We start from the raw sequence: 15,180 nt of genomic DNA, 5'->3' as shown, positions 1-15,180 counted from the left end.
GCTGCCCATTTTTATTTTAAGTACGAGGAAAATATGAAACTTATTCATCATTTATCGTTTGTTGCTGCACTGGCCACTTCTGCGTCGAGTATCGCTGCCAGCGTTAATTTTCATCAATTTTCCTATGAAGGAAATGATCAGGTTTTTGCTACACCACTGAAAGCCAAAGAATATCGTAACCCCATTCTGGCGGGTTTTTATCCCGACCCCAGCATCACTCGCGCGGGTGACGATTATTATTTAGTGAACTCGTCTTTCTCTTATCAACCGGGCGTACCGATATTTCACAGCAAGGATCTGGTCACTTGGAAATCCCTCGGTCATGTTCTGACTACACCCGCACAGCTGCCCTTAAAAAATCAACAAACCTCGCGCGGCATTTACGCCCCCACTATTCGTCACCACAAGGGCGTGTTTTACATGATCACCACGCTAGTCGACGTGCGCGGCAATTTTTTAGTCACCGCGACTAATCCCGCTGGACCTTGGTCTGAACCGATATTACTGCCTGACATTGGCGGCATTGATCCAGATATTTTCTTTGATGACGATGGCAAGGCTTATATCGCACACAATGATGGCCCCATCGGTGAACCACTGTACAACGGCCATCGCGCAATTTGGCTGTGGGAATTTGATCCCAACACCAAATCAGTCGTAAAAAACTCCGGGCGCGTTATCGTCAATGGCGGCACCGACCTGAGCAAAAAGCCCATCTGGATTGAAGGCCCGCACATTTACAAAATCAACGGCTGGTATTATCTGCTGTGCGCCGAGGGCGGCACGGGAATGGATCATTCCGCGGTAATCTTCCGCAGCAAAAGCTTGAGTGAACCGTTTGTCCCCTACGAAAACAATCCAATCCTGACCCAGCGCGATTTGCCTGCAGAGCGCAGCAATCCAATTACCACTGCAGGCCATGCAGACTTAGTGCAAACCAAAGAAGGCGATTGGTGGGCGGTATTTTTAGCCACGCGCGCCTACGATAAAAAATACTACAACACCGGGCGTGAAACATTTTTATTACCTGTCACATGGAAAGACGGCTGGCCGGTAATTTTGGAACGCGGCAAAGATATTCCTTATCAGCTAAAAGCACCGGCCATCAATGCAACTACGCCCGCCCCCGATAAACTCAGCGGCAATTTCAGCTGGCAAGATAATTTTTCCAAAAAGGCATTAGGCTTTGAGTGGGTCAGCTTGCGCTCTGGCGATTCGCCTTTTTACCAACTGACACAAGCAGGCATTGAATTGCAGGCGCTCACTATAAAACTTGATAGCCTTGCCCAGCCGGCTTTTTTGGGGCGTCGCCAACAACACACCCACTTTAATGCCAGCACCGAATTTGAAATGCCCGCGCAGCAAACCTCTGCCGGTATTGTTGCCCTGCAAAGCGAAACAGCCCACTACTATTTTGGCGTTAAACCAGGAGCAAAAGGCCTGGAGATTTTTATCGAGCAAGCCAATAAAAAATCACCCAAGGTGATTTATCACAAACGCGTGAAGGATCTCGCCCAACCTATTAATTTACGCATTGAGGGCAATGCGGGAAAAATACACTTCTCCTATAAAAACTCCCAGGGCAAGTATAAATATGTGCTGAAAAACGCCGATGCCAAAATGCTCAGCACAGAAGTTGCCGGCGGCTTTGTGGGAACCTTATTAGGCATTCATGCAAGGGCTGAATAATGCGCAAGATATTATTAATCGTTTTAGGCTTATTGATCGCGCCCACAAGCTTTGCGCTGGGCGAAAAATCCTGGTTGGTAGCCTCTACCAATAAAGCGTTTGTGGTAGCGGATAAAAACGAAGTAACGCCAATCCTCGTCGACAACAAGGATTTTCCCGGCGTACTGCGCGCAACGCGTAATTTGCAAACTGACATTGAAAAAGTTACCGGTAAAAAACCGGTGATTGGCAATGAAACCAGCGATGACATTCACTACGCGGTAATTGTGGGCACGCTTGGCAAAAGCCGGTTAATCGACCAATTGATTGCCAATAACAAAATCAAGGTCGAGCAGATTCGCGACCAGTGGGATGGATTTTCAGTGCAGGTAGTCGACAAGCCGCTGCCCAACATGAAACGCGCACTGGTGATTGTAGGTGCGGACAAACGCGGCACCAGCTACGGCATTTATAGCTTGAGCGAACAGATTGGTGTTTCGCCCTGGTATTGGTGGGCCGATGTGCCGGTGAAACAGAAAACCGAAATCCTGATCGACAAAACCCTGCAGATCACTGAAATTCCCAAGGTGAAATATCGCGGCATTTTTTTAAATGATGAAGCCCCGGCACTGACCGGTTGGGTAACGGAAAAATTTGGCAACTACAACCACCAATTTTACGAAAAGGTGTTTGAATTGTTACTGCGCTTGAAAGCCAACTTCCTCTGGCCGGCCATGTGGAATAACGCCTTCGCTGATGACGACCCACAGAATATGATTCTCACCGATGAGTACGGCATAGTTATGAGCACCTCGCACCATGAGCCGATGATGCGCGCCGATAAAGAATGGAATCGTCATGGCAAAGGCCCGTGGGAATACTCCAAGAATCCGCAAAATTTATACAAGTTTTGGGAAGATGGGGTGAAACGCAATAAGCCCTACGAAAGTATTTACACCCTCGGCATGCGCGGACAACAGGACGAACCCATGAGTGAAGGGGAAAACATTCAACTGCTGGAAAAAATTGTTCACGACCAACGCGAAATTCTCGCCAATCAATTCGGCAAAGAGCAGCTCAGCAAAGTCCCGCAAGTATGGGCACTTTACAAAGAAGTACAGGGATTTTACGAGCGCGGCATGCGTGTACCCGATGATGTAATTTTGCTCTGGTGCGATGACAACTGGGGCAACATTCGCCGCTTGCCAACACCGGATGAACGCAAGCGCGCGGGCGGTGCCGGCGTTTATTATCATTTTGATTATGTGGGCGGACCGCGCTCCTATCGCTGGATCAATACGGTTTCCATCGCCAAGATTTGGGAGCAGATGAATTTGGCCTATGCCTATGAGGCCAATCAAATTTGGATTGTAAATGTGGGCGATTTAAAACCCATGGAATATCCGATTGAATTTTTCCTGAACATGGCTTGGAATCCGGACGCTTGGCCGAAAGAACGCATCCCGGAATTTGCAACCCTCTGGGCCGAGCGCGAATTTGGCAAAGAACACGCGCAAGAAATTGCAGCGATTATGACGGGTTACACCCGCCACAACCTGCGCCGCAAACCGGAACTGCAGGATGCCAGCGTCTACAGTCAATTGCATTACGATGAAAGCAATCGCGTAACGGCTGAAATTAAACACTACGCGACGCGCGCCCAAGCCCTGTATAAAAAAATCCCTGACACGCAGCGCGACGCGTTTTATCAGTTGGTGCTTTTCCCCGCGCAAGCGAGCGCAAATATCACCGAGCTGTACGACGCCCAAGCCAAAAATCATTGGTACGCCCAGCAGGGGCGCGCCAGCACCAACGACTACGCCAATAAAGTGCGCACGCTCTTTGCGGCAGACGCCGCATTGGAGTTGGAGTACCACCAGTTAAATGGCGGCAAATGGAATCACTTTATGAGCCAGCCACACATTGGTTACAGCAACTGGAACAACCCACCGGAAGATACCCTGCCCGTAGTACAAATCTACGAACCGCACAATGAAGCCGAAATGGGTGTATCTGTGGAAGGCATAGCCCCTGCCTGGCCTGCTACCGGCACTTATCAGCTGCCGCGCTTTGACCCTTTCGGCAAGCAGGCGCGAACGCTAAGCATCTTCAATAAAGGTAAAAAATCCTTTGTCGCCACTGCCCAAACCAGTGCCCCCTGGATTATACTGAGTCACACTGGTATACAAGTAAACAACCAAGCCCAACTCGAGGTCAGCATCGACTGGAGCAAGGCCCCCAAAGGCGAAAGCTCAGGGCGTATCCAAATTAACGGAACCGGTTGGGGTGGAGCGAGTATCACTGTTAACGCCTTTAACCCAGGCCTTAAACCGTCAGCGCTTAAGGGCAAAGGTTTTATCGAGGCGGATGGCGTGATCGCGATAGAAGCCGCCCACTTCCAACGGCAAACCACCGGCGTGTCGGCCAAGGGTAAAACACTGCGCTGGGAAACCATTCCCGAGCACGGCCGCAGCCTCTCGTCGATTGCAGTTTTCCCGATTGGCGATGAACATTTTGCCGATGTAAGTGCAGCGCCTTATGTGGAATATGATTTTTTCACCCTCGGTACCAGCGACCTGACGATTCAGGGTTACTTTGCCCCTAGCTGGCCAATGTTGCCCGAACACGGCCTTCGCTACGCCATAGCGGTGGATGGTGAAGCACCGCAGGTGATGAATTTAACGGCGGACATGAGCAACGCCACCTGGGAAGAAACTGCGCGTGCCGATGTGCGTATTAGCACCAGCACCCACAAGGCGATAGCGGCAGGTGCCCACAAGCTGCGAGTTTATAGTTTGGATTCCGGAGTGACGCTGCAAAAGCTGGTAATCGATACCGGCGGTTTGAAGCCAAGTTATTTAGGGCCGCAGGAAAACCCACGGTTTTAAGCATTGAACACAAAAAAATTAGATCGAACCTATCAACACAGACATAAGCAACACAGACATAACCAACACAAACACAACCCTATAACCTCCAAGTAGTAGAGACACTGTTGAATGAAAATTGTTGATGCGAAAGTGATTGTCACCTGCCCCGGCAGAAATTTTGTAACGCTGAAAATTACCACCGACCAAGGCATTTACGGCATAGGCGACGCGACCCTGAATGGCCGCGAAAAAAGTGTGGTGTCCTATCTGGAAGATTATTTAATCCCTTCACTGATTGGCCGCGACCCACAGCAAATTGAGGACATCTGGCAATTCTTTTATCGCGGTGCCTATTGGCGTCGCGGCCCTATCGGCATGACCGCGCTGGCGGCCATCGATGTGGCGCTTTGGGATATCAAAGCCAAGGCCGCCAATATGCCGCTCTACCAATTGCTTGGAGGCAAGAGCCGCGAGCGCATCCTCACCTATACCCATGCCAATGGTAAGGATCTGGATTCCACCCTGGAAGCCGTGCGTAAAGCGCGCGAAAAAGGCTATCAAGCCATTCGCATCCAGTGCGGTATTCCCGGCATCGAAAAAACCTACGGCGTAGCCAAGGGCGATAAAAGTTACGAGCCGGCCGATGCGGATTTGCCCTCCGTAGAAGTCTGGTCCACCGAAAAATATTTGAATTTCATTCCGGAAGTTTTTGCGGCGGTGCGCAAAGAATTCGGCCGCGATATTCATTTGCTGCACGACGTGCATCACCGCTTAACGCCAATTGAAGCCGCGCGTTTAGGTAAAGAGCTGGAGCCATTCCATTTGTTTTGGATGGAAGATGCAGTGCCGGCGGAAAATCAGGAAGCCTTTAAACTGATTCGCCAACACACCACCACGCCATTGGCAGTCGGCGAAGTGTTTAACTCGATTCACGATTGCCGCGAGCTGATTCAAAACCAGCTGATCGACTATATCCGCTCCACCATAGTTCACGCCGGCGGTATTACCCATGTGCGCCGCATTGCAGATTTCGCCAGCCTGTTCAATGTGCGCACCGGCTTCCACGGCGCCACCGACCTGTCTCCGGTGTGTATGGGCGCGGCGCTGCATTTTGACTACTGGGTGCCCAACTTCGGTATTCAAGAGCACATGGCCCACAGCGCGCAGATGGAAGAAGTCTTCCCGCACGCCTATGTGTTTGATAAAGGCTACTTCACGCCCGGTGAAGCGCCCGGTCACGGTGTGGATATCGATGAGAAGCTCGCTGCAAAATATCCTTACAAACGCGCCTGCCTGCCCGTAAATCGCCTGGAAGATGGTACCCTATGGCACTGGTAAGCCTTGGGTTCCTCTGGTAAGTCAATTACACACGAGTAAACTTGTGCCTGCCGGATGGCTTCGCCCTGAAGCCATCCATGCTTTATTTCAAGCCAACAAACAACAACGGCAATTCATAACCCCGCAAGAGAGAGCAAGCGCAATGACATTACAAAAAAAACTCCTTGCTGCCAGCATCATCAGCAGCGCCGCCTTTATTCTCGGCTGTCAGGATAAGTCCGCCCCCGAGGCCGCCAACACCCCGGCATCAGTAACCACTACCGCGGTAGTGGCAGACCCATCCATCGACCCGGCCAAATTCCTTAACCAGCCGCTGGTAAAAGACATCTACACCGCCGACCCATCAGCCCATGTGTTTAATGGCAAGTTATATATTTATCCCTCGCACGATTTGGATACCGGCGTGACCACCACCGGCGAAGGCGATAAATTCGATATGAAAGACTATCGCGTTTTTTCCTATGACCCAGCGACCAATGCCACTACCGATCACGGCGAAGCGCTCAATTTGAAAGATGTGCCCTGGGCCAAAAGCCAACTCTGGGCACCGGATGCCGCCGAAAAAGACGGTAAATTCTTTTTGTATTTCCCCGCGAAAAACAAAGACGGTATTTTCCAAATCGGCGTAGCCACCAGCGATTCCCCGACCGGCCCATTTAAAGCCGAGCCAGAGCCAATTAAAGGCAGCTTCAGTATCGACCCCGCCGTATTCAAAGACGACGATGGTTCACACTACATGTATTTCGGTGGCATCTGGGGCGGGCAATTACAGCGCTGGGCCAGCGGCAGCTACGTAGCGGAAGATAAATACCCGGCGAGCAACGAACCCGCCTACAGCCCGAAAATTGCCAAGCTCAGCGATGACATGCTGCAATTTGCCGAAGCGCCAAAAGATGTACAAATCCTCGATGGCGGCGGCGTACCTATGCTCGGCACCGATACCAATCGCCGCTTCTTTGAGGCTGCCTGGCTACACAAATACAACGGCAAATATTATTTCTCCTACTCCACCGGCGACACCCACTTCATCGCCTACGCCATTGGTGACACACCCTACGGCCCATTCACCTACAAAGGCATGGTGTTAACCCCAGTGTTCGGCTGGACCAACCACCACTCCATCGCGCAACACAATGGCAAATGGTATTTGTTCTACCACGACTCACAATTGTCCGGCGGCAAAACCCATTTGCGCAATATTAAAGTGACTGAATTAGTTCACGCCGATGACGGCAGCATTCAAACGGTGGATGCCTATTTGGATTGATTTGTTTTCTGCGGCAATAAAAAGCCCGATCAGATTTTTCTGATTGGGCTTTTTATTTATTGGTATAGGTAATTATTGTTGCGATTGCTGGCTTTCCATATAACGGCGCAATATCCATAATTGATGTTGCCATAACCGCTCCCTTAAAGCAGTTTTTTTGGCCGCTTTAGTAGCCGATTGTGTATTTACCATCCCATTGATAACAAAGCACTTTTTTCCACCTAACGATTGCCTGCAAGGGGCATTTGGCCAGTTTGCTGGCCGGTTCCCATAATCAGTTATCCAGCAGGAATTTATGGGTTGTAGCGACACTCAACCCCCATGCTATGATGCAAAGGCAACAATCAAGGCGGGCAATCTATCGGGGCACAATATGAACGCGAAAGAATCTGCACAGCACCTCATTAACCAGCTACCCGAGCAAGCCTCGTGGAGTGACATCATGTACGAGCTGTATGTAAAACAAAAAATTGAAGCTGGCTTGAGAGCAGTTGAGGAGGGGCGCACTATCCCACACGACCAAGTCAAAGCACGGATACTCGCAAGACAACAAAAAACCTCATGAAAATTGAATGGACTGAACCGGCCGAACTGGATTTAGGCGATATCTATACCTATATAGCCCGTGATGTACCCTTTTATGCAGAGCAGTTTGTTGACCGGATTGTCGAAACGGTAGATCTGCTGCGTGAGCAACCATTAATGGGGCGCGAAGTGCCCGAAGCTGAACGCACCGATGTGCGGGAAATGATATTTCAAAACTACCGCATTATGTATTTAGCGAAGACCGACTACCTGTATATCCTGGCGGTAATTCATGGCAGCCGGGATTTAACGAGAATGGATCATAAACCTTGGGAAGTGTTGTAGTAACACTCAAATTCTTGATGCCTATTTGGATTGACTAATTTTTCGTGCAAATAAAAAAGCCCGATCAGTTTTGCTGATCGGGCTTTTTATTTGTATAGGTTGGTGCGCGCCACGCAGACTGAGGAACGACAAAAATGCAGGGGCGTATTTTTACACGACTGAAGGTTGTCCGCAGGGTGAGCACCATGGATGGTGCGAATGAACCCCAACATGTCCATATATCCGCAACTACCGAAATAAATCATGCAAACCAGTAATTGGTTTTTCGTAATCGCAAACAGGAGTGTTGTTTTCGATTACGAATGTTGCGGCTCGCAAGTTCACCACAACCTACGAGCTTCATGATCTTCATGAAGGCTGCCAGCTATTGATTGTTTTTTTAGCAGACGGGGCCGCAAGAACCAAACACCTAACAACCGCCGCATATACGATTATTGGCAACTGTAGTGTGATACTGCCACCCTTGAAGCTTACGATAAGCGGAAGTAAGAATTGCTGACTATCTTTTTTACTCGAATAAGATATTGCAGCAGCACTTAATCTATTCGTTATTTCGTCAATATTCGAATACAAAACATCAATATCGCTTTCTTGAGACTCGACATGCATTCCAGCCTCGCACAGCGTTACTTGTTGCAAACCATGCTTTTCTAGCCGAAAAACTGAAGCCCCAAGGATACTCGTATAAAGCTTTTCGTCAGAAACTATTTCTCCGTAACCACTGCCGAGAATTTTATCGAATAAAGCCTGAATTTCGTTCTTTTCCATTATTACCTAAGCCCACTTAAAAAGTTACGTAAACCCGAGGTTGTAGCAGAGAACGAATAAGAGAAAGAACCACCAACCTGTCCTCCACCGAGCATTGCCCCTTCGGCAGACTCGAAGCGCCCCTTAATAATGATGTTTCTGGCTCCCATTGACTCAGCATAACCAACCAAGCTTCTCATTGGGCCTACAAGCTCTTGTGCTCCTCCGCCAACTTTCCCCCAAGCCCCCCGAGAAGTAACCACCGAAAAGTTTTCAAATGTAATCGTGCGCCCCCTAAGTGAGGTGGTTAAGGAGCCTACCTGTCCCCCGCTTTTTGAATGGAACCATACTGCGCCAAAATCTTTAACCTTAAATAACCGATTACCCCATGAAGCTACAGCTACACCTAATGATCCGAGAGCTTCGACAGCTAAAGGTGAAAGCGCTATCGAGCCAGCAACCATTCTAAGCTTTTCTGTACTTTTTTCGGTTGCCCAAACCGCTCCATCCCATGAATTAATAGTCATGAAGTGCTGTTGAGAAAACCAATTTTCGTAACTAAAACTACTTACATTGCTGGTTGTTTCATTCGTCTTACCATCTCCTCCCGCCGCCAAATCAAACGCAACTTTGCCCCAGAAATTCTCGATGTTATAGCCCACACCATTCAAATAAGCCCACTGCTGATTGGACGAGTCAGCTGCATACCAACTTTGGGCCCATTGATAACCAGCATCACCAGTCATGCAAGTAGCGCCTGGAGGGCAGCTTGAGGGGGTACCGATTGTCGGCGCAGTTTCCTCAACATCATCATCACACTCAGAATAACCACAAGAAGCTGTATACCCACTCGGATCCGTAAAACTCAGCGGGTTGTTGAACACATAGGCGTAACGGTTGTAGCTCTGGGTATTGTAGGGCGCTTGTACAAAGGGGTCGGCGCTGAGGAAGCGGCCTAGCTCGGGGTCGTAGACTCTTCCTCTACTCGCCTCATCCCTGAGACTCGCCCTGCGGGCCGCCTTCGGCGTTCAAAAATGTTCCTACATTTTTGTCATGTGGATTAAGCCCACTGAAGCCAGATGCTCGTGGTCGGTGAAGCCGCGCGCGGTGGAGCTGGGGATTAATAAATTATCCAGCGGGCCGTTCCATTGCTGGTAACGGCGTTCGCCCCAGGCGCCATTGGCTTGCCAATCGACATCCAGCGCGGAATTCACCGTGCCTTTAGAGCGCGCCACAATACTGCCGATATGATCGTGGTGCAGGTATTCGTAACCGTAGGTTGCGCTGGTGTTATTGCCCTTGCTGATAAACAAGGCCATATCACCCACGTAGTGGATCTTTTGTGTTTCCCCGTTCTGCGTGACTTCTTCATAAATGCCACCCACATAGTTAGTCACACGCCCATTGCTGTCGCTGGCCAGCGACGTTGCCGCCGCTAGTGCCGTAACCCAAAGTACCTGTGAGGCCTTGTTTGGTGGTGAGGTTGCCACTGAGGGACAGGCGCACCTGTCACCAACCAGAAATAAGTGCTAGCGTATCGAAATTACCGCCGCACGAGGAATTGACATGCTCGCACACACACTCAAACAAGACGTGCTAGAAACCCTACAGAACCTTCCAGACAATGCCGATATTGAAGAGATAATGTATCGTCTTTATGTACTGGAAAATATTCGTCGTGGCCAACAAGATGCCGAACAGGGCAAAACCACCGACGCAGACCAATTACTACGCGATATTCAAACATGGTGAAGTGGACTGACCACGCGAGGGTTCAACTTCGCCACATTCACGATTAAATAGCACAAGATTCTGCCATCTACGCCAAGCGCGTAACACAAGCATTAGTGAGTAAATCACTACAAACGGACGAGTTTCCTCTCACAGGAAAAGTCGTCGCGGAATTAAAGGACGAGTCTGTACGCGAAGTATCCCTTTATTCTTATCGTATTTTGTATGAAGTAAAACCTGATGGCCTTGAGGTACTGGCCGTTATTCACAAACGCCGCAATTTACAACCCGACGAAATTTTCCATGAGCAATAGATAAGTTTCGACAGGAAATCCCGATCAGATTTTTCTGATCGGGCTTTTTGTTTTGGTGGCGATAAAATCTGCAAACCACCTGAGCCTATTTTACACACTCGAATTTCACAAAACCCGCCTGACTTAAAGCAGGATCTTTTTCCTTAACAGACATAACACATTCTTTTACGTTTAATGGTATCAGAACACTTAACGTGACTGATGTGTCTTCATATATACAAAAGAATCTCGCTTTTCTTTCACCAAAAAACTCTTTATCGATTAGGTATCGCTGTGCACTTAAAGAATGACTTTCATTAACCTCATCCGCCGAGATGCCAGCGACTCTATAAATTAGAGAAGATTTATCTCCTTTTTTTGTGTCACTTGTATAGTAGCCTACATACCCGCTTATTAACTCATGCCGCCCATTGGTATTACTTACCTCAAATTGAGAGGCAGCCGCGCCCTGATGCTCTTGAACAACAACAATATCATGCGGGCACTCATACTCCATACCATTTGCACAAGCATAAGACGATACAAACATAAACGTTAGAAAAGTTAAATTTTTCATTAAAAATCACCACAAAACGATACGATAGTTACTTGCGTCATTGCTTATATAATTGTTAGGCGAATCCGGTTTATTTGTGTATGTATACTCGTGAACAGCACCATTCCTTTTTGGTCCGGACTTGTTATGTTGGTCAACCATACTTATATTCCCCTTGGAATCCATGCTGACAAATGAACCAACGTGCCCTTTAAATTTTCCATTTACAAATGTAGCAATCCATGTACCTTCGGGGGTGTTTTTTGTTGGAACACCGCCAGCGTTCCCGTTTGAAGTATGTCCAGAACTACTACCTTGCTGAGGGAAAAATACACACTCATGGTAACCCTCACTATTTGTAAATTTAGTAAGCCCAGTTTTCATAGCGACTCTGGCTTGCGTACCATGCATTATTAGAATTAGTAAACGCTTCCTGTTTCTTCCGCTGCTTCTCGATACACGCGCTATCGCAAGTGGTTGTAGTCCCCTCACACTTATCTTCATAACCACAAGAAGCGGTATACGCACTCGGATCCGTAAGACTCAGCCGGTTGTTGAACACGTAGGAATAACGGTTGTAGCTCTGGGTGTTATACGGCGCTTGCACAAAGAAGGCGGCGCGGTGTTGGGTACGATCCTGATTCGGGCCATAGACGATGGTGGACGAGCTGGCGCTCTACACGATGCGTAACAACAATTTCCCTATTGACCAACAATAACAACCGCCCGACTAGCGGGAAACTTTCACCCCCGAATTGACTTTTGTCATGCCAGGGTGAATATTATCCACGCGCCAAAAAATCATATTAATTGGCCAATTCCCCACCCAATAATAATGTCAAACGAGAATATCCCTATGGGCACATCCGTAAAATCCCTTATTTCCTTCGCCAGCCTTGGAGTGTTACTGGCCTCAACGGTTCATGCACAAAACTTAAACCCCAACCACTTTTATATGGTTAAAGGGGAATTGATCAGCCGCAACATTTCGCTCGGCGACCCGTCTAATTGGAGTACCGCCCTGCAAGGGCGTGAAGGTAAATCAGCCGGAGGCAAAGTTGAGGTCATGCCGATTGATTTCAAAGGCAAAGGCGATGCCATTCAAATTAAATGGTCGCCGCGCAAGAGCGTACAAGGGAACTTTGCACTTTATGGCAACCCAATTGACCTGTCCAAATACAAGAATTCAGCATCGCTTACTATTGATATGCGCGTAGACGTAAAACCGGACAAAAACGTCAATATCGGCTTGGATTGTGGCTACCCTTGTCGGGCCGACTTGAGCATCAACCGCATGATCAAGTTAATGCCAAAGGGCGAATGGTTTTCTTTACCTCTGCCACTCAACTGCTTTAAGGGCGACAATTTTGACCTGAGTAAAATCAATGGTCCGTTTAGTATATCTACTGATGGGAAATTTACCGTAAGCATTACCAACATTCGCTTGGAGAAATTACCGGCAGGTGATAACGGATGCACAGAGGATAAAAAGGAATAATTTGGCTGTGGTAAAAGGCCGCGTTGCGGCCTTTTGTATTTTCGAAATCAAAAGCTAATGGGGGCGCTTATTCCGCACCCCACTTGGGCCAGCACTCAAACACCGATAAATGTATTTAGGGTAAGTCGACCTTTGCGAGGATTTTTTTCAAACGCAAAATCAGAAGAAATATTACCCGAGTGCAAACATTTGCAAGGATAAACAATAATTCGGTTGTATTCGGCTTCGTATGATTTCACCCGCTCAAAAAAATCATTGTCGCCATTCATATAGGCTTTAGGATACTCACCTACCGATAACTCCTCCTTCAATATCGCCGAATAGCGGGGCAGTCGAGCGTCGGTCACTGATTCATACCCGGTCGCTCGATGGCGGTACAGTGAGGTTCCGCCAAACGCCGAACCACACAAATAATGTACCGCCGCCAAGTCATGTTCGTTAACGGAATCAAAGTGTGGCACACGCTGATTAATACTTAACTGAAACGGATCGCTGACAACCATTGAGAAGTCAGACTTCACGGTCTTTACCATACCCTCTTTCAGGCTAAATATGTCATAGATTATTTTATGCAAGTGGTGATAAAGAATTTGCACATAGAGATTGGGCGCAGGCGACCTTACGCCGGGATAAAACTTATCGAGACTATTGAACTGGCTATTCTCAACACAGTAATCAATAAGGCTATCTGGCTCACTTAAGAAATGGTCAACAATAAGCACTGGCGATTGCTCATTACCAACATAATCCACCTGGTAGCTGAAATTCGGATGCAAATTCATTAGCACTCACGGAAATAGTTTTTTAAATTAAGGATCAATTAAATTGGAGCCTTACAATGCTGCGAAATAAAGGACTCATGCGCTGGCAAATAATCCACTGCAGTCTCAAGTACGCGTTTTATATGAGCCAGACGTCTGGCAAACTCTTCCTGCGGTACTACATCCACCAACGGATGATAGCCCTTCGGATATAAGCCTTGCCCCAACATCACCTCTACCCAGCTAATTTCATTAAACAATTCCGAATTAAAGCGATGCACATGTGCGTTTTGTTTAAACACTTCAATTTTTTGTACCAGGCTATCAGGCACCGGCATTTGCCTGCAGTAATTCCAAAATTCGGAATCATTTCTGTTAGTGACCTTGTAGTGCAAAATCAAAAAATCACGAATACGTTCATACTCAAAACCAACTTGCTCATTATAAATGTCGATTTCTACCTGACTTATGTGCTTGCGTGGAAATACCGACATTATTCTAGCTATGGCACTTTGCACCAAATGAATACTGGTAGACTCCAGCGGCTCCATAAAGCCTGATGAAAGACCGACTGCCACACAGTTTTTATGCCAAAACTGTTTGCGCCTTCCGGTAAGAAACTTAATTAATCTGGGTTCAGCCAGGATTTCACCTTGAATATTTTCCAGAAGCGTTTTTTTAGCCGTATCGACATCCGTAAAACGACGAGAAAAAACGTGTCCGTTCCCGGTTCTATGTTGCAAAGGAATACGCCACTGCCAACCAGCAGTATGCGCCGTTGCACGAGTGTAGGATGGCAATGGGTCCAGCTTTTCACTCGGCACAGCCCACGCAGTATCACATGGCAACCAATGGGACCAATCTTCATATTCAACGCCGAGCGCTTTGCCGATTAACAACGCATGGAGCCCCGAACAATCAACAAAAAACTCCCCGTCAATTTCCTGTCCACTCTCCAGACTGAGCGATTTTATATATCCAGTATCGCTATCAAGATTTACATTGGAAATTTTTCCTTCAATGCGCTTTACACCGAGCTTTTCTGAATATTCGCGCAAGTACCTTGCGTAAAGGCCCGCATCAAAGTGATATGCATAAGCGATGTTAGACAACGGGGAATTACCCGCATCAATTGACCTCATAAACTTGTTTTTTCGGGATGCCAAAGAATTAAAACAGTATTCTCCAATATCAGCAGACCCACCCTGCTTATTCAGTTTCAACCAATAGTGATAGAAGGGAATTGAGTCCATATCATTACCCACGCCCCCGAAAGCGTGAATATAACTCTCACCGATCCCACCCCAATTAACAAATTCAATCCCTAACTTGAATGACCCTTGTGTTCTTCGAATAAAATCATCTTCATCGATATTCAATGATTTATTGAACACCTGAATTTGAGGAATAGTTGCCTCGCCCACACCTATAGTGCCGATATCATCCGACTCAATTAATACAACTTCACAAAATTGATTTTTAAAAAATTTTGAAAATGCTGCCGCCGCCATCCAACCAGCAGTGCCACCACCGACGATGACCATTTTTTTAATATTATCTAAAGCATCATTTTTATTCATA

General features: G+C 47.7%; 16 protein-coding genes and 1 pseudogene. 9 read left to right on the top strand and 8 right to left on the bottom strand.

The genetic code is table 11. The features are described from left to right. Positions 1-33: 33 nt before the first annotated feature. The 6 genes from D0C16_RS20340 to D0C16_RS20315 all read left to right on the top strand — a co-directional run bounded on the left by D0C16_RS20340 (position 34) and on the right by D0C16_RS20315 (position 8,013). Positions 34-1,689, top strand: coding sequence for a glycoside hydrolase family 43 protein (locus D0C16_RS20340; protein WP_151034031.1), 1,656 nt, complete (start codon positions 34-36; stop codon positions 1,687-1,689). After that, the gene (locus D0C16_RS20335; RefSeq protein ID WP_151034030.1) at positions 1,689-4,556 is read left to right on the top strand and encodes a glycosyl hydrolase 115 family protein; all 2,868 of its coding nucleotides are present in this window, start codon (positions 1,689-1,691) and stop codon (positions 4,554-4,556) included. Before D0C16_RS20340 ends, D0C16_RS20335 begins: the two co-directional genes overlap by 1 nt. A gap of 111 nt (positions 4,557-4,667) precedes the next feature. After that, the gene (gene manD, locus D0C16_RS20330) at positions 4,668-5,876 is read left to right on the top strand and encodes a D-mannonate dehydratase ManD (protein WP_151034029.1); all 1,209 of its coding nucleotides are present in this window, start codon (positions 4,668-4,670) and stop codon (positions 5,874-5,876) included. A gap of 142 nt (positions 5,877-6,018) precedes the next feature. After that, entirely contained in the window at positions 6,019-7,143 is a 1,125-nt protein-coding gene (locus D0C16_RS20325; protein WP_151034028.1) for a family 43 glycosylhydrolase, read from the top strand. A 373-nt stretch (positions 7,144-7,516) separates the two neighbouring features. Next, positions 7,517-7,708 (top strand): hypothetical protein, encoded by a 192-nt coding sequence (locus D0C16_RS20320; protein ID WP_151034027.1) that lies wholly within the window; start codon positions 7,517-7,519, stop codon positions 7,706-7,708. Beyond that, positions 7,705-8,013, top strand: coding sequence for a type II toxin-antitoxin system RelE/ParE family toxin (locus D0C16_RS20315; RefSeq protein ID WP_151034026.1), 309 nt, complete (start codon positions 7,705-7,707; stop codon positions 8,011-8,013). The genes D0C16_RS20320 and D0C16_RS20315 overlap by 4 nt, the downstream gene beginning before the upstream one ends. A 348-nt stretch (positions 8,014-8,361) precedes the next feature. Here D0C16_RS20315 and D0C16_RS20310 read toward each other — a convergent pair whose 3' ends face one another. From D0C16_RS20310 to D0C16_RS24525, 4 genes and pseudogenes are all read right to left on the bottom strand, one after another. Further along, positions 8,362-8,781, bottom strand: a complete 420-nt coding sequence (locus D0C16_RS20310) for a hypothetical protein (protein WP_151034025.1) — start codon at positions 8,779-8,781, stop codon at positions 8,362-8,364. Between the two features lie 2 nt (positions 8,782-8,783). Continuing rightward, positions 8,784-9,506: a hypothetical protein gene (locus D0C16_RS24535; RefSeq protein ID WP_225318780.1), complete on the bottom strand. Its 723-nt coding sequence runs from the start codon at positions 9,504-9,506 to the stop codon at positions 8,784-8,786. Between the two features lie 111 nt (positions 9,507-9,617). After that, positions 9,618-9,731 (bottom strand): annotated as a pseudogene (locus D0C16_RS24530) (RHS repeat-associated core domain-containing protein); the annotation flags it as partial. 69 nt (positions 9,732-9,800) lie between these two features. Then, positions 9,801-10,250, bottom strand: a complete 450-nt coding sequence (locus tag D0C16_RS24525; RefSeq protein ID WP_225318779.1) for a hypothetical protein — start codon at positions 10,248-10,250, stop codon at positions 9,801-9,803. 76 nt (positions 10,251-10,326) lie between these two features. Between D0C16_RS24525 and D0C16_RS20300 the strand changes: the two genes are divergently transcribed. Beyond that, positions 10,327-10,512 (top strand): hypothetical protein, encoded by a 186-nt coding sequence (locus tag D0C16_RS20300; RefSeq protein WP_151034024.1) that lies wholly within the window; start codon positions 10,327-10,329, stop codon positions 10,510-10,512. 95 nt (positions 10,513-10,607) lie between these two features. Next, positions 10,608-10,805, top strand: coding sequence for a type II toxin-antitoxin system RelE/ParE family toxin (locus tag D0C16_RS20295; RefSeq protein WP_191968570.1), 198 nt, complete (start codon positions 10,608-10,610; stop codon positions 10,803-10,805). 85 nt (positions 10,806-10,890) lie between these two features. Here the strand turns inward: D0C16_RS20295 and D0C16_RS20290 are convergent, their stop codons facing one another. Further along, positions 10,891-11,361 (bottom strand): STY0301 family protein, encoded by a 471-nt coding sequence (locus D0C16_RS20290; protein WP_151034022.1) that lies wholly within the window; start codon positions 11,359-11,361, stop codon positions 10,891-10,893. A gap of 6 nt (positions 11,362-11,367) precedes the next feature. Then, on the bottom strand, positions 11,368-11,724 hold the full coding sequence (locus D0C16_RS20285; protein ID WP_191968569.1) for a BPSL0067 family protein: 357 nt from the start codon (positions 11,722-11,724) through the stop codon (positions 11,368-11,370). A gap of 472 nt (positions 11,725-12,196) precedes the next feature. Here D0C16_RS20285 and D0C16_RS20275 point away from each other — a divergent pair, with 472 nt between their 5' ends. Further along, complete coding sequence (locus D0C16_RS20275; protein WP_225318778.1) at positions 12,197-12,838, top strand: putative glycoside hydrolase; 642 nt, start codon at positions 12,197-12,199, stop codon at positions 12,836-12,838. 95 nt (positions 12,839-12,933) lie between these two features. On the opposite strand, the gene D0C16_RS20270 is transcribed toward D0C16_RS20275, so the two are convergent. Beyond that, positions 12,934-13,620 carry a DUF6445 family protein gene (locus D0C16_RS20270; protein WP_151034020.1) on the bottom strand — a complete coding sequence of 229 codons (687 nt, stop codon included), beginning with the start codon at positions 13,618-13,620 and terminating at the stop codon, positions 12,934-12,936. A gap of 38 nt (positions 13,621-13,658) precedes the next feature. Then, positions 13,659-15,179: a tryptophan halogenase family protein gene (locus tag D0C16_RS20265; protein ID WP_151034019.1), complete on the bottom strand. Its 1,521-nt coding sequence runs from the start codon at positions 15,177-15,179 to the stop codon at positions 13,659-13,661. Between the last annotated feature and the right edge of the window lies 1 nt (position 15,180).

The sequence above is a fragment of the Cellvibrio sp. KY-GH-1 genome, from assembly GCF_008806975.1.
Classification (GTDB): Bacteria; Pseudomonadota; Gammaproteobacteria; order Pseudomonadales; family Cellvibrionaceae; genus Cellvibrio.
Note: the sequence above shows the minus strand (reverse complement) of the source record. Positions and strands in the feature narration are given on the sequence as shown.

Excerpts from the sequence above, each read along its gene's own strand:
- D0C16_RS20340 (WP_151034031.1), top strand. The coding sequence starts at position 34 with ATGAAACTTATTCATCATTTATCGTTTGTTGCTGCACTGGCCACTTCT.
- D0C16_RS20335 (WP_151034030.1), top strand. The coding sequence starts at position 1,689 with ATGCGCAAGATATTATTAATCGTTTTAGGCTTATTGATCGCGCCCACA.
- manD (WP_151034029.1), top strand. The coding sequence starts at position 4,668 with ATGAAAATTGTTGATGCGAAAGTGATTGTCACCTGCCCCGGCAGAAAT.
- D0C16_RS20325 (WP_151034028.1), top strand. The coding sequence starts at position 6,019 with ATGACATTACAAAAAAAACTCCTTGCTGCCAGCATCATCAGCAGCGCC.
- D0C16_RS20320 (WP_151034027.1), top strand. The coding sequence starts at position 7,517 with ATGAACGCGAAAGAATCTGCACAGCACCTCATTAACCAGCTACCCGAG.
- D0C16_RS20315 (WP_151034026.1), top strand. The coding sequence starts at position 7,705 with ATGAAAATTGAATGGACTGAACCGGCCGAACTGGATTTAGGCGATATC.
- D0C16_RS20310 (WP_151034025.1), bottom strand. The coding sequence starts at position 8,781 with ATGGAAAAGAACGAAATTCAGGCTTTATTCGATAAAATTCTCGGCAGT.
- D0C16_RS24535 (WP_225318780.1), bottom strand. The coding sequence starts at position 9,506 with ATGACTGGTGATGCTGGTTATCAATGGGCCCAAAGTTGGTATGCAGCT.
- D0C16_RS20300 (WP_151034024.1), top strand. The coding sequence starts at position 10,327 with ATGCTCGCACACACACTCAAACAAGACGTGCTAGAAACCCTACAGAAC.
- D0C16_RS20290 (WP_151034022.1), bottom strand. The coding sequence starts at position 11,361 with ATGAAAAATTTAACTTTTCTAACGTTTATGTTTGTATCGTCTTATGCT.
- D0C16_RS20285 (WP_191968569.1), bottom strand. The coding sequence starts at position 11,724 with ATGAAAACTGGGCTTACTAAATTTACAAATAGTGAGGGTTACCATGAG.
- D0C16_RS20275 (WP_225318778.1), top strand. The coding sequence starts at position 12,197 with ATGGGCACATCCGTAAAATCCCTTATTTCCTTCGCCAGCCTTGGAGTG.
- D0C16_RS20270 (WP_151034020.1), bottom strand. The coding sequence starts at position 13,620 with ATGAATTTGCATCCGAATTTCAGCTACCAGGTGGATTATGTTGGTAAT.
- D0C16_RS20265 (WP_151034019.1), bottom strand. The coding sequence starts at position 15,179 with ATGAATAAAAATGATGCTTTAGATAATATTAAAAAAATGGTCATCGTC.